Annotated in this window: 22 protein-coding genes; 16 read left to right on the top strand and 6 right to left on the bottom strand. The window is 63.6% G+C overall.

What is annotated here, in order from left to right; translation table 11 throughout:
* Positions 1 to 55 precede the first annotated feature (55 nt).
* From ACFI9K_RS00895 to ACFI9K_RS00880, 4 genes are all read left to right on the top strand, one after another.
* On the top strand, positions 56 to 679 hold the full coding sequence (locus ACFI9K_RS00895) for a DUF305 domain-containing protein (protein ID WP_462661778.1): 624 nt from the start codon (positions 56 to 58) through the stop codon (positions 677 to 679).
* A gap of 129 nt (positions 680 to 808) precedes the next feature.
* Entirely contained in the window at positions 809 to 2116 is a 1308-nt protein-coding gene (locus tag ACFI9K_RS00890; RefSeq protein WP_462661777.1) for an NAD(P)/FAD-dependent oxidoreductase, read from the top strand.
* A gap of 267 nt (positions 2117 to 2383) precedes the next feature.
* On the top strand, positions 2384 to 3349 hold the full coding sequence (locus ACFI9K_RS00885; RefSeq protein WP_462662101.1) for an alpha/beta hydrolase: 966 nt from the start codon (positions 2384 to 2386) through the stop codon (positions 3347 to 3349).
* Positions 3350 to 3454: 105 nt separating this feature from the next.
* Positions 3455 to 3751, top strand: a complete 297-nt coding sequence (locus tag ACFI9K_RS00880) for a hypothetical protein (RefSeq protein WP_032376174.1) — start codon at positions 3455 to 3457, stop codon at positions 3749 to 3751.
* 54 nt (positions 3752 to 3805) lie between these two features.
* Here the strand turns inward: ACFI9K_RS00880 and ACFI9K_RS00875 are convergent, their stop codons facing one another.
* Positions 3806 to 4396 (bottom strand): CsbD family protein, encoded by a 591-nt coding sequence (locus ACFI9K_RS00875; protein WP_462661776.1) that lies wholly within the window; start codon positions 4394 to 4396, stop codon positions 3806 to 3808.
* A gap of 676 nt (positions 4397 to 5072) precedes the next feature.
* On the opposite strand from ACFI9K_RS00875, the gene ACFI9K_RS00870 reads away from it, so the two are divergent.
* From ACFI9K_RS00870 to ACFI9K_RS00835, 8 genes are all read left to right on the top strand, one after another.
* Positions 5073 to 5894 (top strand): alpha/beta fold hydrolase, encoded by an 822-nt coding sequence (locus ACFI9K_RS00870; protein ID WP_462661775.1) that lies wholly within the window; start codon positions 5073 to 5075, stop codon positions 5892 to 5894.
* On the top strand, positions 5891 to 6568 hold the full coding sequence (locus ACFI9K_RS00865; protein ID WP_462661774.1) for a TetR/AcrR family transcriptional regulator: 678 nt from the start codon (positions 5891 to 5893) through the stop codon (positions 6566 to 6568). The genes ACFI9K_RS00870 and ACFI9K_RS00865 overlap by 4 nt, the downstream gene beginning before the upstream one ends.
* 195 nt (positions 6569 to 6763) lie before the next feature.
* Positions 6764 to 7642, top strand: a complete 879-nt coding sequence (locus ACFI9K_RS00860) for an SDR family NAD(P)-dependent oxidoreductase (protein ID WP_462661773.1) — start codon at positions 6764 to 6766, stop codon at positions 7640 to 7642.
* A gap of 1 nt (position 7643) precedes the next feature.
* The gene (locus ACFI9K_RS00855) at positions 7644 to 8564 is read left to right on the top strand and encodes a ferritin-like domain-containing protein (RefSeq protein WP_462661772.1); all 921 of its coding nucleotides are present in this window, start codon (positions 7644 to 7646) and stop codon (positions 8562 to 8564) included.
* Positions 8561 to 10084 (top strand): flavin-containing monooxygenase, encoded by a 1524-nt coding sequence (locus ACFI9K_RS00850; RefSeq protein ID WP_462661771.1) that lies wholly within the window; start codon positions 8561 to 8563, stop codon positions 10082 to 10084. Before ACFI9K_RS00855 ends, ACFI9K_RS00850 begins: the two co-directional genes overlap by 4 nt.
* Before the next feature lie 107 nt (positions 10085 to 10191).
* The gene (locus tag ACFI9K_RS00845; protein ID WP_462661770.1) at positions 10192 to 10926 is read left to right on the top strand and encodes a MerR family transcriptional regulator; all 735 of its coding nucleotides are present in this window, start codon (positions 10192 to 10194) and stop codon (positions 10924 to 10926) included.
* 79 nt (positions 10927 to 11005) lie between these two features.
* Positions 11006 to 11212: a hypothetical protein gene (locus tag ACFI9K_RS00840; protein ID WP_462661769.1), complete on the top strand. Its 207-nt coding sequence runs from the start codon at positions 11006 to 11008 to the stop codon at positions 11210 to 11212.
* A gap of 50 nt (positions 11213 to 11262) precedes the next feature.
* Positions 11263 to 11838, top strand: a complete 576-nt coding sequence (locus ACFI9K_RS00835; RefSeq protein ID WP_462661768.1) for a YdcF family protein — start codon at positions 11263 to 11265, stop codon at positions 11836 to 11838.
* Positions 11839 to 11848: 10 nt separating this feature from the next.
* Here the strand turns inward: ACFI9K_RS00835 and ACFI9K_RS00830 are convergent, their stop codons facing one another.
* Positions 11849 to 12214, bottom strand: a complete 366-nt coding sequence (locus ACFI9K_RS00830; RefSeq protein ID WP_462661767.1) for a CrcB family protein — start codon at positions 12212 to 12214, stop codon at positions 11849 to 11851.
* Positions 12211 to 12603 (bottom strand): fluoride efflux transporter FluC, encoded by a 393-nt coding sequence (locus tag ACFI9K_RS00825; protein ID WP_462661766.1) that lies wholly within the window; start codon positions 12601 to 12603, stop codon positions 12211 to 12213. The genes ACFI9K_RS00830 and ACFI9K_RS00825 overlap by 4 nt, the downstream gene beginning before the upstream one ends.
* A 222-nt stretch (positions 12604 to 12825) precedes the next feature.
* Between ACFI9K_RS00825 and ACFI9K_RS00820 the strand changes: the two genes are divergently transcribed.
* Genes ACFI9K_RS00820 through ACFI9K_RS00810 form a run of 3 tightly spaced genes read left to right on the top strand, consistent with a single transcriptional unit; the run spans position 12826 to position 15456 of the window.
* A complete protein-coding gene (locus tag ACFI9K_RS00820) occupies positions 12826 to 13161 on the top strand; it encodes an STAS domain-containing protein (protein ID WP_462662100.1) in 336 nt (111 codons plus the stop codon).
* Between the two features lie 21 nt (positions 13162 to 13182).
* Entirely contained in the window at positions 13183 to 13647 is a 465-nt protein-coding gene (locus ACFI9K_RS00815; RefSeq protein ID WP_462661765.1) for an ATP-binding protein, read from the top strand.
* A gap of 21 nt (positions 13648 to 13668) precedes the next feature.
* Complete coding sequence (locus ACFI9K_RS00810) at positions 13669 to 15456, top strand: ABC transporter ATP-binding protein (protein WP_462661764.1); 1788 nt, start codon at positions 13669 to 13671, stop codon at positions 15454 to 15456.
* Between the two features lie 4 nt (positions 15457 to 15460).
* Here ACFI9K_RS00810 and ACFI9K_RS00805 read toward each other — a convergent pair whose 3' ends face one another.
* Entirely contained in the window at positions 15461 to 15841 is a 381-nt protein-coding gene (locus tag ACFI9K_RS00805; RefSeq protein WP_462661763.1) for a hypothetical protein, read from the bottom strand.
* A gap of 90 nt (positions 15842 to 15931) precedes the next feature.
* Positions 15932 to 16441, bottom strand: a complete 510-nt coding sequence (locus ACFI9K_RS00800) for an arsenate reductase/protein-tyrosine-phosphatase family protein (RefSeq protein WP_462661762.1) — start codon at positions 16439 to 16441, stop codon at positions 15932 to 15934.
* A 200-nt stretch (positions 16442 to 16641) separates the two neighbouring features.
* Here ACFI9K_RS00800 and ACFI9K_RS00795 point away from each other — a divergent pair, with 200 nt between their 5' ends.
* Positions 16642 to 17997, top strand: coding sequence for an Hsp70 family protein (locus ACFI9K_RS00795; RefSeq protein WP_462661761.1), 1356 nt, complete (start codon positions 16642 to 16644; stop codon positions 17995 to 17997).
* Positions 17998 to 18020: 23 nt separating this feature from the next.
* Here ACFI9K_RS00795 and ACFI9K_RS00790 read toward each other — a convergent pair whose 3' ends face one another.
* On the bottom strand, positions 18021 to 18959 hold the full coding sequence (locus tag ACFI9K_RS00790) for an endonuclease/exonuclease/phosphatase family protein (RefSeq protein WP_462661760.1): 939 nt from the start codon (positions 18957 to 18959) through the stop codon (positions 18021 to 18023).
* Positions 18960 to 19055 lie beyond the last annotated feature (96 nt).

The following is a 19055-nucleotide window of genomic DNA, read 5'->3' as shown; positions in this document are numbered from 1 at the left end:
CGGCGGATCGGCATACCCAGATCCCTGTATTCCGCACTTTCGCAAGGAGATTCACATGCGTACAAAACTGGTCGCTTCACTGGCTGCTGCCACCGTGAGCGCATTTCTCGTCGCCGGCTGCAGTGACGACACTTCCGACATGCCGATGGACGGTCACTCGATGGGCTCGTCCAACTCGGCGTCGGCGTCATCCGAGGCCGACGCGTCCGCGGAATTCAACGACGCGGACGTGATGTTCGCTCGGATGATGTACCCGCATCATGCGCAGGCTGTCGAGATGGCTGCAATGGTCCAGGGGCGCACCGACAATTCGGACGTCGTGGCGTTGGCGTCGGCGATAGAAGCCGCGCAGCAACCGGAAATGGACCGGATGACGGCGTGGCTCGCCGAATGGGGTCAGCCCGCACCCTCGGCCGACATGGGTGAGATGAGCGGAATGGACCACAGCTCGGGCATGGGCATGATGTCCCAGCAGGACATGGATGCGTTGACTGCTCTGTCGGGTGCGGCATTCGACCGCCAGTGGCTGACGATGATGATCGAGCACCACGAAGGCGCGGTCGAGATGGCGAACGTCGAGATCGCCGACGGCTCCAACGCCGAGGCGCAGGAGATGGCTCGCACGATCGTGGCCACACAGCAGCAGGAGATCGACACCATGCAGCAGTTGCTCGGCTGATCTGCATGGACACCGAAGGCCGCACCCTCTCGTCGGGGGTGCGGCACTGGCGTCGCGATGCGCCTGCTCGAGTACGCTGGCAACCCGGAGAATCCATCTCCGCAGTTCGGTTCGAGGGAGAACGTTCAGATGGCACGTCCACGGGTTTTGATCCTCGGCGGCGGATTCGGCGGGCTTCATGCCGCGCGACGCCTCCGCAACGAGGACGTCGATGTGACCGTGCTCGAGCGCGGTACCTCGCACGTCTTTCAGCCGTTGCTCTACCAGTGCGCCACCGGTCTTGTGTCCGAGGGCTCGATCGCCAGTCCGCTACGACACCTGCTGCGCAAACAGAAGAACGTGTACGTGGCACTGGGCGAAGCGACGTCCGTGACCACAGTCGGCGACGGCGGAGTGGTGACGGCCAGCCGATTCGACGGGTCTACCTTCGAGCTGCCCTACGACTACCTCGTCGTCGCCGTCGGAATGCAGCAGGCCTATCACGGTCACGACGAATACGTGCAGTGGGCACCGGGCATGAAGACCCTCGACGACGCCCTCGCGATCAGACGAAAGCTGATCTCCGCCTTCGAGATGGCCGAGTCTCTCCCCACCGCCGAGGAGCGTCGGCCCTGGCTGACCTTCGCCGTCGCCGGGGGAGGCCCGACGGGCGTCGAGTTGGCCGGTCAGATAAGGGAACTCGCGTCCCGGGCCCTGGCGAAGGAGTTCGACTCGATCCACCCGTCGGAAGCTCGGGTACTCCTCTTTCACGGCGGCGACCGCGTCCTCGAATCGTTCCCCGACTCCTTGACGACAAAGGCGCAGCGGACCCTCGACACCGTCGGGGTGGAAACCCATCTCGGAGTCCACGTCACGGATGTCACGGCCACCGACGTCGAAGTGACGGCCAAGGCCGAACCGAAAACGGTCACTCGCTACGACACTCACACGGTGCTGTGGACCGCAGGCGTTGAGGCTGTTCCGTTCGTGAAGCAGCTCGCCGACGCGATGGGCGTGGAGCAGGACCGATCGGGACGCATCGCAGTGGAGCCCGACCTGTCGATCCCGGGACACCGCAACGTCTTCGTCGTCGGAGACATCATGTCGCTGAACAAACTCGCCGGAGTGGCAGAAGTGGCGATGCAGGGCGGTAAGGCTGCGGGTGCGGCGATCGCGGCCGACGTATCCGGTTCTGCGCGTTCGGATTTCAAATATCGAGACCTCGGCACCGCGGCCTATATCGCGCGCGGGCACGCACTGGTGCAGGCCGGGCCGCTGAAGATGTCGGGATTCCTGGGGTGGGCATCGTGGGGCGTCATCCACATCGCATTCCTCGCCGGCAACCGCAATCGCGTCGGAACGTTGATCAACTGGGCAGCAACCCTGGCCACCGGAACCCGACGCGAACGCGCCATCACCTACGGCGACCCGGCCACGGCGCGTAGGCCGTACAACTGACCGGACCCCATGGTTCAGGATCGGCGCCGTTCGGCGGGATTCCGCGACCGCGAGCATCACGATCGCGTCTCGGATTCGTCCGGTCCATAACGCTCGGCACGTTTGCTCGAGGTAACGTCACCTCATCTTCGGCCGATGTAGAAACTCGACCGGTGTAACTCGACGAAAAGGTGAAACAGCGTGCCACGATCTCGACGACACGGCTTCCGGCGAATCGGTTCGGCTACGGCCGTCGCCCTCGCAGTGGCGATTCTTCCGACCGCGCTGATGACGCCCGTCGCGTCCGCGGACGAACTGCCCGCCGCGACGGCCAAGTCGAGCAACGGCTCGCGCATCGAGTCGGTGAACACTCTCGACGGCCGCCAGGTCCAGTTGCAGGTATTCTCCGCGTCGATGAACCGCACCATTCCTGTCACGGTGCAGCGGCCTGCTGACGAAAGTGTCTCTCGTCCGGTGCTGTACCTGCTCAACGGTGCGGGTGGCGGCGAGGATTCGGCGTCGTGGCAGTCCCAGACCGACTCCGAGCAGTTCTTCGCAGACAAGAACGCGTATGTCGTGACGCCGCAGAAGGGCAAGTGGGCTTACTACACCGATTGGCTGAAGGACGATCCGAAGCTCGGCAGCAACAAGTGGAGTACGTTCCTCGGTGAGGAATTGCCCCCTCTGATCGACGCTCAGTTCGACACCAACGGTCGGCAGTCGCTCGCAGCGTTGTCCATGACGGGCACCTCCGTACTGAACCTTGCGATCAAGTATCCGGGCAAGTTCACCGGCGTTGCGGCGTACAGTGGCTGCGCTCAAACCTCAGACCCGATCGGTCAGCAGTTCGTCAAGCTCGTTGTCGAGACCTACGGCGGCGGTAACGTCGAGAACATGTGGGGGCCGCTCGACGGTCCCGTGTGGCGCGAGAACGACCCACTGCTCAACGCCGAGAAGCTCCGCGGCACTCAGATCTACATGAGCACCGGCACCGGCCTACCGGGTATCCCGAACGACACCTACGCGAATCCGCGACTGATGAACGATCCGGCCGTACTGGCCAACCAGGTCATCGTCGGTGGTGGCATCGAAGTTGCCACCAACTTCTGCACATCCAACCTGGCCAAGCGTCTCGACCAGCTCGGAATTCCGGCCACGGTCGATTTCCGTCCGGTCGGCAACCACTCGTGGGGCTACTGGCAGGACGACCTGCACAAGTCCTGGCCGTTCCTGGCAGGATCGCTCGGCATCTGACCTCCTCGGATCACAGCAACGGCCCCTCGCACATCATGTGCGAGGGGCCGTTGTTCGTTCAGCAGGCGTGTAGATCGAAGCGTCTATCGAACGTATGATCGAACGATGGCACGGCGCGCGCAACCTCGACCGGCGTCTGCCGTGCGCCCCTTCAAGTTGCTCCGACCGCCGCTGAAGGTATGGATAGACCTGAACATCCTCTATCCGCTACCACCGCACCACGCGTCGAAATTCAACCCCGAAGGCTTCGATGTTCGACGAGTGGTGCCGGGAGATCTGGTCGAATGGTCCATCACCGTGGACGGCGACTGGCTCGGCCGAGTCACGTACGAGCTGATGTCCCGCGATCGCAGCGAAACCGTCACGCATTGGGTGCCGAGTCGGGCGCTGAAACCGCTCTAGAACGGCAGAAAGCCCCGCCCGAGAACGAGGGCGGGGCTTTCGTGCGAATTACCTTCAGAAGCTGTGCTTACGTGCCTTCTTGGCGAGCTTGCGGGTGGTGCGCTTCGAGGGAACGAACAGGTGCGCGGCGCTGCGGCGACGGTTGCGGCGACGGATCAGCACGAATGCAAGGGCACCGGCGGCGGCTGCGACGGCGGCAATGATCGGAGTGCCGACTTTCGCGGCCTCGGCCACATCCTCGCTGTCGATGTTGCGAACCTTCGCCTTGACGTCGTCGGCGACGGCGGAGGCCTTGTCCGCTGCCTTGTCGGCAACCTGGGATGCCTTCTCTTTCACCTCGTCGACATCGACGTTCTGAACTTTGTCCTTGACGACGTTCTTGACGTCTTCGGCCTTCTCGGCGGCCTTGTCGGCCACGTCCTCGGCAGCGTGCTTGGCCTGCTTGGTGGCATCTGCCGCGGAGTCGGCAACGCTCTCGGCAGCGTCGGACACCTTGTCGGCAGCCTGCTGCGTGTTGGCCTTGGCCTGGTCGGTAGCACCCTCGGCGCGGAGGCTGTCGTCACCTGTGGCCTCGCCGACCTTCTCCTTTGCAGTCCCGGCCAGTTCTTCTGCCTTGTGCTGAGCCTTGTCGATGAAGTCGGCCATCGGTGCGTACCTCTTTCGTGTAGGTAATCTCCGGCGAACCGGAGCTGGGGGCGTCGCGAACAACGCCGATAGGTATGAGTCGAAATCGACGCTCCGAAACATACGTCCGAACAAGCGTGTTTCGGGTCACTATCGGCGGGTACCTTCGGCGTCGCGCATCACCCGCACATCTCCGGGCATTCGAGGGGCCGCTAGAGCCCCGAACGGAGCCTGCATGCTCGACGGGGAGCGCGTCCCGTACTCGATGCGTACGCCACCGAGACGGACCGTCGGTCGAAATCCAAACCGGAACCACGCGAGGCGAGCAGGACCAGGGCGATGACTCCTCCTACTCCGACCACTACGGGAGTCATCGGGTACGGGTTCCGAGTGCAGTGGCGGTGTGTTCGCCGGCGGATCGAGAATTCATAGGAGTTCCTATCTTCGGGGTGTCCTGAACAGTGCCATTGACATAACCATTCGTCAATGGCACATTGTGTGATGTAGGTCGCGGTCGTCAGTCCGATTCGCAAGCCTGGGGCCGCGAGTGCGCCGGAGCTATATGGTCGACGGAATCGACGCGCGATTCGGGCGACTTCTCGGAATCGATGACGTTCGGGGGGACTGTGTCTACGAGGGGCGAGGGCCCGAAGGTGTGGACGCCCGCACCATGTAGACCGAAAAAGAATGGATCGCAATGACATTCGAGATCGACGGCTCCGCGCTGGCGCACACCATCCGCGGTGAGGGGCCGACCCTGGTGCTGATCCACGGCATAGTTCACCGTCAACATGCCTGGGACAGTGTCATCGAGACGCTGGCACAGCACCGGCGCGTGGTGACGGTCGATCTGCCCGGCCACGGAGCATCACCCGAACTGCCCACCGAGGCGTTCGATCTCGGTCCGTGGATCGTCGCCGAGTTGGAGCGCTTCCTCGAATACGTGGCCGTGGACGGCGAGAAACCGCACGTTGCCGGAAACTCGCTCGGCGGATACTTCGCACTAGAACTCGCCGCCCGCGGGTCGGTGGCCTCGGCCACCGCACTCTCGCCCGCCGGCTTCTTCCGCGGACATTGGGATCAGACCCGGGCGCTGCTCGTGTTTCGGTTGCTGCGGGCGTTGTCCCGCGTCATCAGCCCGATCGCCCCCGCCATCATGCGTTCGGTCGTCGGACGCACGATCGCCAACGGCGTGTTCTATGCCAAGCCGTGGCGAGTTCCCGTGGAGACGGCCACCATCGACGCGCTCAGCATCACCACCAATCGCGCGATCGACGCAGCCGGGAACGCAGTCCCGCGCTTCAGCATTCCGGTCGACGAATCCGTTCCCGTCACGGTCGCGTGGGGTCGTCGTGACCTGGTTCTGCCGGTGTATCAGGCACCGTTGGTGCGGCAGACCTTCCCGCAGGCAGAGGTCACGACGTACCCGGGTCTGGGGCATGTGCCGATGTCGGATGACCCGGAGCTGGTTGCCTCGATTCTGCTGAAGGGATCACGAGCCGTCGCGCAGTCGGCATGACCGTGGTGGCCAAGGTCGACGGGCGGAGCCACCGGTGGCGTGGTCACAGAATCACCCGGCGGCGTGAGCTGCTCGACCGCACCCTCGCAGCGATTCGTGAGCACGGATACGACGTGGGCATGGATGACATCGCCGCGGCGAACGGCGTCTCGAAAACCGTTCTGTACAAACACTTCACGGACAAGAAGGGTCTCGCCGACGCGGCGATGGCTCGATATGTCGAGACGGTGCTGGTACCTCGAATCCAGGACGCGATGTCCGAGGACCTCGACGAGTACCACCTCACCCGTGCAGTGATCTCTGCCTACGTCACCACGGTCGACGCCGATCCCGATATCTACATATACGTCCACGCCAACAATGCCGTCAGCGGAAGCCAGGACATCATCACCGCTTCGGAGGAAGCGATCGCAGACTTGCTGGGGGCCGTCATCGCCGACCGATTTCGCGGACGCGACTTCTCGACGGCCGGCTCGATGCCCATCGCCTTTGCGATGATCGGCGCGGTCAGGCTGGCATCACACTGGTGGATCTACGACCGAACCATGACCGCCGATGACCTCGTCGACCACCTCACCATGATGGTGTGGGGCGGAGTCGCGGGCATAGCGCGGGCGGCCGGCTCTGCAGCCGTCTTCACGTCCCGTCCGCATTCCTTGACGCTCGAGGGCTGATCGCTTCCGACTCGCGGAGTCGAGTTCGCTCGTCCATTTACTTCACCATTGAGCAATAGGCCATTGACAAATGGCGCGTATAGGTCGAAGCTGACGATGTGCCACGGACCACACACCGTCCGACGGTTGATCCCTGAGGCCGTCCCGCGTTCGAAATCATTGTCGTGCAACAAGAGTCGAAGGACTGGTAAGTCGATGAGAAGCAGGGCCGGAAAACCCTCGTACGGGTCGAGGGCGGTTGTGACCGGCGCGGGCAGCGGTATCGGCCGGGCGTTCGCACTCGAACTGGCACGGCGCGGAGGCGTCGTCATGTGTGCCGACATCTCACTACCGCGGGCTCAGGAGACCGTGGCGATGGTGCAGGCTCTCGGCGCGACCGGCTTCGCTGTCGAATGCGATGTGTCGATCCGCGAGAACGTCGAAGAATTAGCGCTTCGAGCAGGTATCGAGTTCGACGGACCGACCACCGTGCTCATCAACAACGCGGGGGTAGGGATAGGCGGAAAGCCCGTCGGAGACATCGGTTTCGAGGACTGGAACTGGGCGCTGGGGATCAACCTGTGGGGAGTCGTTCACGGCTGCGAACTGTTCACCCCCGGCCTTCGAGCCGCCGGCACGGGCGGCATCATCAACGTTGCGTCCGCCGCAGGATTCGCAGCCGCGCCGTTGATGGGTCCGTACAACGTCGGCAAAGCCGCGGTGATGTCTCTGTCGGAAACGATGGCCGCGGAACTGTCGGGTAGTGGTGTGCGCGTGTCGGTTCTGTGCCCGACGTTCGTCAAGACCAACGTAGCCGTCGACGGCCGGATCACCGCAGGTTCGTCCCGGCTCGCAGAATTGGCGATGCGCTGGACCGGTCGCTCGGCGGACAAGATCGCGGCGCGAACTCTCGACGCATTCGACAAGGGTCGGCTCTACGTCGTACCGCAGTTCGACGCCAAAGCGGTGTGGCGATTCAAAAGACTGCTGCCTGCCGTGTACGTGCGCTTTCTCGGAGTGCTCAACCGTGTGATGCCCGCCGAGCAGGAGCCGGCGAAGAACGAATCCCTCTCCTCGACAACCACAGGAGCTTGACATGGCAATGGATTTCGAAGACATGTTGACCAAGATCAAGGACCGTCAATGGTCTCTCGCCGACATCGACTGGGACGGCCCGGGAGCGGACACCATCAGCCCGGAACTACACGCCAAGCTCAAACCCTTCATGTCGGATCTGATGTGGATCGAGAACGTGGGCGCACGCGGTTTCGCGGCGATGGCGCTCAAGGCACCGAACGAGACTCTCGCGGAAATCTATCGCTACTTCCACGCCGAGGAGCAGAAGCACGCAAACGCCGAACTCGCCCTCATGCGGCGGTGGGGCATGCTCGACGGTGATCGGATGCCCGAGCCCAACATCAACGTCAAGCTCGTCATCGACTGGCTGGACAAGCACTCCGACGGGCTGTCGTTGGCGGTGCTGGGAACCGTCATTCCGATGCTGGAGGTGGCATTGGACGGCGCGCTCGTGAAGTTCATCATGGACGAGATCGACGACCCGGTGTGTCAAGCCGTGTTCAAGAAGATCAACTCCGACGAATCACGCCATCTCGCTGTGGATTTCGCAGTGATCGAACTGCTCGGTCATGCCCGGATGCGTAAGATCCTGGTCGACACCGTCGGAGCGTGGACGAACCCGGCTCTGATCGTCGGAACCCTGCGATACATCCCGCTGCTGAACAAGATGCGCGACAACATCGTGGAGATGGGTGTCGACGAAGAACGCCTCTACACCGCGATGAAGAGATTCCGCAGCGTGGGTAAACGAAGCCCGGAGGCGCTGCGCGTGCCGATGTATCGAATCGTGCAGTGGCACAGCAGTATCGTGATCAACCGGAAGCACCCGTACCACCTCTTTGCGGACGGATTGGTCAAGCTCACTCGCCGGTACCCGAGCAAGACGCTCAACTCCGACCCGACGTGGGCCAAGGAACTGACCTACGAGCCCGTCGCATGAGCGCGTTCGACGTGCGCGAAGGTGTACGGGACGTCGCGATCATCGGAGCCGGGTTCGCTGGAATCGGGACTGCCATTCGCCTCCGGAACAGTGGAATCGACAACTTCGTCATCCTCGAACGCGGCAACGCAGTAGGTGGAACCTGGCGTGACAACACGTATCCGGGCGCAGCCTGCGACATTCCATCCAGGTTGTACTCGTACAGTTTTGCCCCCAATCCGAATTGGTCGCACACCTATTCCGGCAGCGGCGAGATCCTCGACTACATCCACACGATGGTGGGCGAATTCGACATCGAGTCGCGTATTCGATTCGGACACAACGTAGTCGACATCATCTGGAACGAGGCATCCGGTCATTGGCACCTGAGCATCGACGGGCGCGCCGATGTTCGAGCACGTGCGGTGGTGATGGCGTCGGGGCCGCTCGCCAATGCCTGCCTGCCGAACATCCGAGGCATCGACTCCTACGAAGGACACAAGATTCACAGTGCCCGTTGGGATCACGACTACGACTTCGTCGGTAAGAAGGTTGCCGTCGTCGGAACCGGGGCCAGCGCCGTGCAGATCGTGCCCGAACTGGTGAAGATCGCAGACACGGTCAAGGTGTTCCAACGCACGCCCGGTTGGACGCTGCCTCGGGTCAACCGAAAGACGCAGGACGGAACGAAGCGTCGATACGCCCGATACCCGCAGACGCAAACCCTGGCACGGTCGCTGTGGTTCTGGGGCCACGAGTCCGTCGCCCTCGGTGTCGTATGGAAGACCCCGTTGACCAGGGTGGTGGAGTTGGTCGGGCGAGCGCACTTGCGCCGTCAGGTTCGCGATCCATGGCTGCGGCGACAGTTGACACCCCGATTCCGGGCCGGCTGCAAGCGACTGCTGATGACCAGCGACTACTACCCGGCACTGCAGAAACCGAATTGCACATTGGTGACATGGCCGATCGCAACGCTCGCGCCCAAGGGAATTCGAACTGTGGAGGGCGTAGAGCATCAGTTCGATGCCATCGTCTTCGCGACCGGATTCGTCGTATCCAACACTGGAACGCCCATCCCGATCACCGGACGCGACAGCCGTGTTCTCGCCGATGAATGGAGCGCAGGAGCCAAGGCGTACAAGAGCATTGCAGTATCGGGGTATCCGAACATGTTCTTCACCTTCGGCCCCAATTCCGGTCCCGGACACAGCTCTGCCCTGGTCTACATGGAGGCTCAGATCGATTACATCGTCGAGGCGGTGACATCGATCGTCGACGATGATCTACACAGTCTCGATGTCAGACAAGACGTGCAGGACGCCTACAACGCCGAGCTCCAACGCAAACTGGGCAAGACGACGTGGAACTCCGGTTGCAGCAGTTGGTACCTCACCGAGGACGGCTTCAACGCCACGATGTTCCCCGGGTTCGCTACCCAGTACGTCAATCAGCTCAGACACGTCGAGCACGACGATTACACCGCGGTTCCGCGCCGCGTGGACCGGCCGAGGGAACCGGCGCGGGCTTTCGCCGAGTCCTGATTCGCTCGCTGTCTTCGATCGCGTTGACGTTCGGTTTCGGACCTCCCTTTCACTGCGTGGTCGCCGTATATCCTGAGTGTCGACGCGCGGTGGAGGTAGGGAGATCGGTGGAATATCGAATCGACGACTTGGCTCGAGAGGCCAAGACGACCACCCGCAACGTGCGGGCGTACCAGGAACGCGGGTTGCTTCCCCCACCCACCCTGCGCGGCCGAGTCGGAATCTACGACGACGATCACCTGACTCGGCTGAAGGTGATCGACTCGCTGCTCCAACGTGGGTTCACCTCGGCGCACATTGCCGACTTCCTGTCGGGCTGGGAACAGGGCAAGGACCTGGGTGAAATCCTCGGGCTCCAGGAGATCGTGACCCGCAAATGGTCGACGGCGGAGACCACGGTCATTCCTCTCGAATCGATCGCTCAATTTCTCGGCGAGGACAACGACGACATCGTCGCGCGCCTGACCGAGGCGAAACTGATCAGAATCGACGGAAATCAGTGCGAAATCCTCGATCCCACGCTCCTCGAGGTGTTCGTGGACCTGAGCCAGTACGGATTCACCCTGGAACAATTGCTCGACCAACACGAGCGGACCGCATCGATGATGAACTCGATCGCCGAGTCGATGGTGGGGAGCGTGACCGACCACCTGGCTGCGACACACGGTCCGGGTTGGCTGCCCAAGTCCGGAGAGGTGGCCGAGACCACCGAGATGTTCGAGAAGATGCGCAGCCTGGCGATGAAATCGGCGCAGGCAGAACTGGCCCGAGCCCTCGATCGCGTCCAGGAACAAGCACTGAGTGACTACCTGTCGCAGACGCTGTCCAGACAGACCGAATGAACTCGGTTTGAAGCCTGCCACAATCGGACATACGAACCTCTCGACAGCCGAACGGCGGCTGACCGCCTAAGGGGGCACCATGAGATTCGTAACGTTGATCGTTCTCGTCTGGTTGATCATCGGCGCATTCGCGTCGTATCAGCGCGGAGACTTCGAGAGCGCACCCGACAACTGCGCAGGCGCGGGCACCATCGCGCTGACCATCGTCGCCGGACCGCTCAACTACTTCGGCGTCAACCCCGAGGTCACCGATTGCAACGTCACGGTGCCGCAGCCGAGTGAGTGATCCCGGTCTCTGACCGCGCGTCCACGGACCACCTTCCCTAATCTGGTGAGGTGCTCCGTGGACGCCTGTTGCATCTTCTCGCCTTCGCGATCCCGGTCGTTCTGGTGTCGCTGGTGGGAATGGGCGGCTACGTTGCGTTCACCAAAGCCCGCGTCGATCCGTTGACCACCGCCGACGCCATCGTCGTGCTGGGCGGCGAGCACGACGGACGCGAGGCGTACGGCATCTCCCTCGCGCAGCAGGGGTTGGCTCGGACGGTGGTGCTCTCGGACCCCTACGGATCCGCAGATCCCACCATGAAGAAGTACTGCGCAGCGTCCACTTCGAAGATCGAGGTCCTGTGCATTCCGCCGTCGCCGTCCACCACCCGCGGTGAAGCGATGTTCACGCAGGAACTCGCGCGCGAACGCGGGTGGAATCATGTCATCGTCGTGACCTGGCGCTACCACCTTCCGCGCGCCCGCTACATCTTCGACCAGTGCTTCGACGGTGCCGTCACGATGCGTCCGGTGCCACGCGCCTACGACTTCTCCCTCGTCGAGTGGGAATTCACGTACCTCTATCAAATTGCGGGATTCGTCAAGGCCGGCGTGCAGGGTCCGTGCGATGACTCGGCCAGCACCTGAGAACTTTTGTTCAGGCGATCTTGTAATAGAGCGTGATGCCCGACTTCCAGGCCAGGAATCCGAACATCGCCGCAGCGATACCTCCCACGACGTTCGCGACGAAAAAAGTTGCAGCGCTTCGATACCGCTGCTCTCGGGAAAGACCGATCGTGGCCCACGCCACGGCGGCCATCGGAGCCGCCGACGCCAGGAATCCGACACCCACCACGGACCGCAGAGCGGCCGGGGGATCGATTGCGAACACGAGCCCCAGCGCTGCACATGCCGTCAGATTCAGCGCAGACAATCGCCGACGAGATCTGATCGCGAACGAGAACACGAACTGAAGAAGTGCTGCCAGTCCGCCGCCGACGGCCACCAGAAGTACGGGCGTCATCGGGCGGGTCGTGTGATTGCCGCGCCGATCGCCATCGCGATCAATGCGAGCACGGGAGTTGCCACGAGATAGACCACCGAGTTCCACGCACCGCGGTGCGTGACCGCCTGCAGCGCGAACAAGCTGAAGGTGGTGAATCCGCACGCCAACCCGAACACTCCGGCGCGGGCCACCGGGGCCGCTCGTCCCCACAGATAACCGAGGGCGGCACCGACCACGAGGCAACCGAAGACATTGACACCGAACGTGCTCATCAGCAGCCACCTCGGTGTGGTACGCCACGTCCAGATCTCGTACCGCAGCACCGCGCCGACCGCGCCGCCGACAGTGACCGCCGCGTACTCGCCGAACGATCGACGACGGTCCGCTCCCTGCAGTCCCTCGATCACCGAAGCGAGCCTAATGGGAGTCGAGCAAGTCGGCCGAGCGAGCAAAGTCGGCGCACCCGTCCGGGCTCGACCGGGAGTCGATGTGACATGTGGTGGCCTTTTCGACCGTCAATGTCACATTTGGTGGACTTCGGCGTTGCGGGTCGGCGGAGTGCGCCGTAGTAAAGTCGCCGTGTGACTGCGGACGACATCGGCGGCCTCGGGCCCCAGCACTTCGATGTGATTGTGGAATGGCGTGATCAGGATGTGGTTCTGGCCGTATCCGGTGAACTGGATCTGGTGACGGCTCCCGACTTGTCCGAGTCGGTTGCTCTGGTGCTCGAGAAGTCGCCGAGGGCGGTGGTGATCGATCTGACCAACGTGGGATTCCTCGCATCCGCCGGAATGTCTCTGCTGGCGTCCACGCATGAGCAATTGGGTGGCGAGTCCGGATTCGCCGTGGTCGCAGAGGGTCCGGCCACCGGTCGTCCGCTCACTTTGGTGGGTCTCGACGAGGTGTTCGGTATCTACGCAACGGTCGACGAAGCATTCGTTGCGCTTCATGCGGGTAGATCTTGAACTTTTGGGTAGACGGGACTCATGATGGCGACACTCTCCGGAGGTGACGACTCACGTTCCGACAGTTCGATCTCTACGGCAGGCGCGCGAATGGAAGAACTGCTGTTCACCGGCGAGCCTGCCGATGCTGATCGAGCGTCGGCGATTCGGCGTGAGCTGGGTGAGTGGTTGGACAGCGCGGGCGTCGATCCGGACCGGGCCTACGACGTGGTGTTGGCGACCTACGAGGCAATAGCGAACAGCGTCGAGCACGCCTACCGAGACCACGCCGATCGTGGAACCCTAGACATCAGGGTGCTGTGTGCGGCAGAGGGACGTATCGACGTGAAGGTGGTCGACCGCGGTGATTGGGCGTCGCACAACTCCGATCCCAATCGCGGTCGTGGTGTTCCGCTGATGCGGGCTCTGGCGGACAGTGCGGCAGTCACATCGGATCAGAACGGCACGACGGTACACATGATCTGGGACGCGATCCGCAGTACCTGATTTCTCCGGCACACTGGTGCCATGGTGGACCTGCAGATCGCGACAGCGGAGAAGAAGAAGATAACTCTGCCCAACCTCCGGGTTCTGTGGCAGTTCGTTCGACCGCACCGCCGCACTCTTGCGCTCGGAATGCTTCTCGGTCTCATCGGAACGGGTGCCGCTCTGGCGACACCGATGGTCGCCAAAGGCGTGCTCGACGGCCTCGGCACCGATTCCTCCCTGATCCCACCCGTCCTGCTGTTGGTGGGCCTGCTCATCGTCGGTTCGGTGGTGCTGTATCTGCAGTGGATCGTGCTGGGAGTGCTCGCCGAACGCATCGTTCTCGACGCCCGCAAGTCGATCGTCCGTAAATACTTCGGAGCCACCGTCGGCAGTCTGGGCACGCGGCCCACCGGCGAGCTTGTCACCAGGGTCACCTCGGACACCGTGCTGCTGCGCGAGGCTGCGTCGAATGCGTTGGTAGGCATAGTGAACAGTGCGGTGGGGCTGGTAGGCGCACTGATTCTGATGGCGGTTCTCGACCTGGTTCTGCTCGGTGCCATCGCGACGGCCATCATCGCCATCGCGCTTCTGTTCGCGCGATTGATGCCACCGATTGCCGTGGCACAGCGGCAGTCTCAAGAAGCAGTGGGTCGATTGGGTGGAATTCTGGACGGCACCTTGCGCGCCATCAGGACGGTGAAGTCGAGTAGGGCCGAGACCCGCGAATCGGAGCGAGTGATCTTCGAGGCACGCACGTCTGCTCGACACAGTGTGCGAGCGGTGAAGATCTCGGCCCTGGCATGGACCTTCGCCGGCGGTGGTGTCCAATTGGCCATCATCGGCATACTCGGTCTCGGCGGATACCGAGTGAGCACCGGCGCGCTCGCAGTATCGAGTCTGATTGCGTTCCTGCTGTACGCATTTCAAGTGCTCGGTCCGGTTCAGAGCCTGGCCACCAACATCACCGCACTGCAGGCGGGCATGGCGGCGGCTGCCCGCATCCGCCAGATCGATGATCTGGTCGTCGAAGTGGGTGTGGAAGGTGCGGCGCATTCGACGAGAATCGACCCGGTGGCACCTGCTCTCGAATTTCGCAGTGTCACGGCACGATACGCACCCGGGCGAGAACCCGCGGTGCACGGTATCGATCTGGACGTGCCGGCGCGTGGACATACGGCGATCGTCGGACCGTCCGGTGCAGGCAAGACGAGTGTGTTCTCGTTGATCCTGCGTTTCCTGACGCCGGAAAGCGGTGAGATCCGGCTCGGTGGAACACCGTACGACCACCTGACCATCGACGAGGTTCGGTCACGGTTGTCCTATGTGGAACAGGAGACGCCGGTGATTCCGGGTTCCATCCGAGACAACCTTCTGTTCAGTCATCCGGAGGCCAGTGAGGCCGACATCTGGGCGGCACTCGAGTCGGTGCATCTGGGTGCGACGATTCGTGCGCTGGACGACGGGTTGGACACCGATCTGATCGGCTCGACCGTCTCCGGTGGTCAGCGTCAACGAATTGCGTTGGCGCGCGCGATCGTTCGCCGACCCGAAATTCTTCTGCTCGACGAGGCGACGGCGCAGGTCGACGGCCGCACCGAGGCGGCCATTCACGAGGTGATCCGAGCCATCGCGTCCGAAGCTGCCGTCGTCACCATCGCCCACCGGCTGTCCACCGTGCTCGACGCCGACACGATCCTCGTGATGGAGGACGGAGTGGTCCGTGCCCGAGGAACTCACGAAGAACTGATGAACTCGGATTCGCTGTATCGAGAACTGGTGGCAGCGTTGCGAATCGGTGACACCACTGCGCTGCCGACCCCGAGTTGAGTCGCTAACGCCCGGAACGCGACTGCGTGGTGGTGGTCTCGTCCGTGGACTCGTCCTCGTCCTCCGACGTGGTGGTCGTTCGGTCTGCGCCGGTTGTGCGGCGCGAGCTCCGCGTCGTCGTCGTCTCGGACCTGTCCGGAGTGGTCGTGGTGGGGCGAGCGGTGGTGGGCACCGCAACCTGCCACGTGGGCGACGGAGGTACGACGACGATGGTCGAACTCGGCGACAACACGGCCGAGCTGAGGTCGTCGGACTTCAGCGCGGGTGGACGCACCGTCTGGTTCGTGTCGTCGAACGCGCCGCCCAGAGCACCGATGGTCAATCCGACGGCGATGGCCAGTCCCGCGCTTGCCACTGCTGCCAACGCGATCACCTTGTCGCGCATGCACAGACCCTAACGCCGTGGCCGAACCCGGATGGTCGGCAATGATGCGAGAACGTTACCTCAGCACGCGAAGCGGGGAGGGATGGACGTTCAATGCGGTGCCAACCGCAGAACGGCGGGTAACGCCTCGGCAATCAGTTCGCCGGCCAGCTCGTACTCCGAGGCCTCGCGGCGGTAAGGATCGCCGATGTCCAGAGTGTCGATTCGATGAACCGCCCGCGCATCGGCGAGAGACGCGATCGTCTGCGCGCCCGACGCAGCGACCAGACCGGATGCTTCGAGGAGCGTGAACGTACGACGCATCTGCCGTGGTGCAAGAGCCAGGACGGCATCGCGATGGGCAGCCGTCATCGCCAGCACCAGGTCTGCGTCGGCGGCGATCGCCGGTGTGAGGCGTCGGGCAACGAAGCCGTCGGGATCGCCGCCGAGCTGACTGAGCACCAGCGCGGCCGTCGGGTCCATGGCATGACCGGTCAGTCCCTGGGTTCCGGCGCTGCTCGCGGTCACGTCGAACCCGCCCTCGTCGGCGAAGGCAGCAGCGAGTCGCTCGGCCGTCGGAGATCGGCAGATGTTCCCGGTGCAGACGAAGAGGACGCGCATGCGGCAACTGTAATGGTGGCGTCGACTCCAGACGTGGCGTGCGACGCCGGCGCACCGCGAGGCTGGTCACCGGGTCTCGACCGCGTTCACTGGGGCACAGTCGCGGAACGCGCTACAGTGTGCGATTGGTGGGGATCGAGACTCGTTCGTGACATCGAGACTCGGCGTGTGTTCACGGGGAAGTCGACAAAAGGCGGGTAATGACCGAAGTTCTCGGTGTGTCGGTGGGGGCCAGTGCGGTGCGCATGGCTCGCCCCGACGCGCGCCCGCAGAATACGGGTCGTCTGGGGTTCCACCACGACACCGTCGACGCCTACTGGGATCGCGCCGAGGAGTTGGCGGCCGAGTCGATCGGGGTGGTGCTCTCGCAACCGGGCGACGGCGGCCCTGTGCAGGCGACCGGAGTTGCGTACCGCGATCAGCAGCAGTTCGGTGAGATACAGCAGGCGATGGCGAGCCAGCGGCTCTACAACTATCGCCTGGTACCCGAGGCGCGCGCGGCGTTGCAGTACCTGGAGGCCTCGGGCGAACTGGGACACTTCGGCACGATCGGTCTCTACGATCTCGGCAGCTCCGGATTGACGATCAGCGTCATCGACCGCGGCACCGGCCAGGTTCTGCTCGCCGAGCGCACCATCGACATCAGCGGTGACGACTTCGATCGACTCATCTCGGACAATCAGCTCGCCAAGCAGGGTGTCGACATTGCCGACAATCAGGAACTGAGCCACTTCACCGCGCGGTGCCGGGTGGCCAAAGAGCAGCTTTCCACCAGCGGCGCGGTATGTCTTCCGGGCGACGGCGGCGTCATTCTGATTTCGCGTGAGGCGTTCGAGTCGCTGGTGACCGTGCCGATCGAGTACTCGGCGCGGTTGGTGCGCGATGTCATCGCGAGGTCACCCAAGCACGTCGATGCGCTCGTCCTCATCGGCGGCGGAGCCCGTATTCCGCTGGTGGAGTCCATCCTCGGTGCATGGATCGGGCTTCCGATCATCACTCCGGCAGATCCGGAATCCGTCGCTGCCCGTGGCGCGGCTCTGCTCGCCACGCCGGTGGCCGACGCACCGCATCGACCCGCCCCGCCCACGGGCGTGCGGCAGTCCGCGTCCGAGCCCGCGTCCCTGTCGGGAGCTCCGGACTGGTTGAGCCCCGAACCTGCAGCCGACAAGCCGGCCGACTCCAAGCGCAAGGTTCGCGGCGCGGTACTCGTGGCCGGCGGTCTCGTTGCCGTCGCCGCACTCGGGTTGTCTCTCGGGTACGGCGGTGGTTCGCCGCAGCCGACCAGCGCGCCGGCGGAATCCACTGCTCCGATCACGGCCGTGCCCACCACACCGAGAACGACGATCCCACCCACCAGTGCCGCACCCACGACCACCACCGTGCCGCCCACGACCGAGGCCGCACAGGCTCCGGCGCGCACCTATTCCGAGCCGGAATACGTTCCGCCGGCGGCACCCGCACCCGCCCCGCCGCCGCTGATCCCTGGCCTTCCGCAGATTCAGCTACCGCAGATCCAGCTGCCGCCGCCACCGGTCTTCCAGTTGCCGCGTTTCTAGGCTGCTGCCGTCGGTAGCCCGGTTCAGGGGAGCTGCAACTCGGCGAGAACCGCCAGATGATCGCTGTCCGGGATCGCCAGTGGCCGGACCGACAGGGCGCGAACGTTCTCGCTCGTCACCACATGATCCAGGCGTGCCAGCGGTCGTTCCGAGGGGAACGTGCGGAACAGTCCCGCGCCCGCTCCGTCGGCCGCGTCGGAGAACGGAGACGACGCCAACGTTCGGAACTGCCGGTGATCGTCGGTGGCGTTGAAGTCGCCGGCGATGATCGACGTGCCCTGGTAGGTCTCCATGATCGACCGCATCCTGGCGAGGTCGGCATCCCATTCGGTGGTGTGCCGGGGCGTCGCAGGCGACATCGCATGGAACGAGACGAGGTTCAGATCCCGCCCGTCGACCGTGGTTCGTGCCTGCACCGGCACGAAGCCGAAGTTGTCGAGCCGGGTGCCTTCGGTCAGCGGTGTGCGGCTCCACAGACCGGTGCCGTCGGCCACCGGTAGGGCGGCGGTGAACGAGAACGGGAGAACCTCGTCGACACCTGCTGCCTGCAGATCGACCACTTCCTCGGGCGTCAGTTCCTGAATCGCGAGAACGTCGACGTCGTTGCTGCGCACTGCTTCGACGATGGACGCCGCGTCGGCGTCCCCGTGCGCGACATTGACGGTCAACACGGAGAGCTCGGGGCCCGAGTTGTCCGGCCCGTCGGCAAGGAACATCGGCACCTGTACTGCGACGACAGCAATGGTGAGAACGACGGCGACTGCCGCACCGATGCGGGCGCGGGCAGCGGCGAAGAGAATCACTGCGACGAGCGACGCCGCACCCAGGTATGGGGTTCCGACAACCAGCGCGACAAACGTGATCTCGGTCACGCCGACTTGCCTGACGATGAACATCCCCAGGGTCGCGACGAGCAGACCCCAGCCGACGACCTGCGCCGCGGTGCTGATGAAACGGCGCATCGACGCGGTGCCTCCTATTGCGTGCCCGAGTTGGGCGTGAATGTGTCCTGCATTGTCTACACTCGGCATGTGCCCAGCTCAGAGCCCATATGCAAG

Source organism: Rhodococcus sp. PSi06, assembly GCF_054960675.1.
This window is presented reverse-complemented; position numbering and strand designations above follow the sequence as displayed.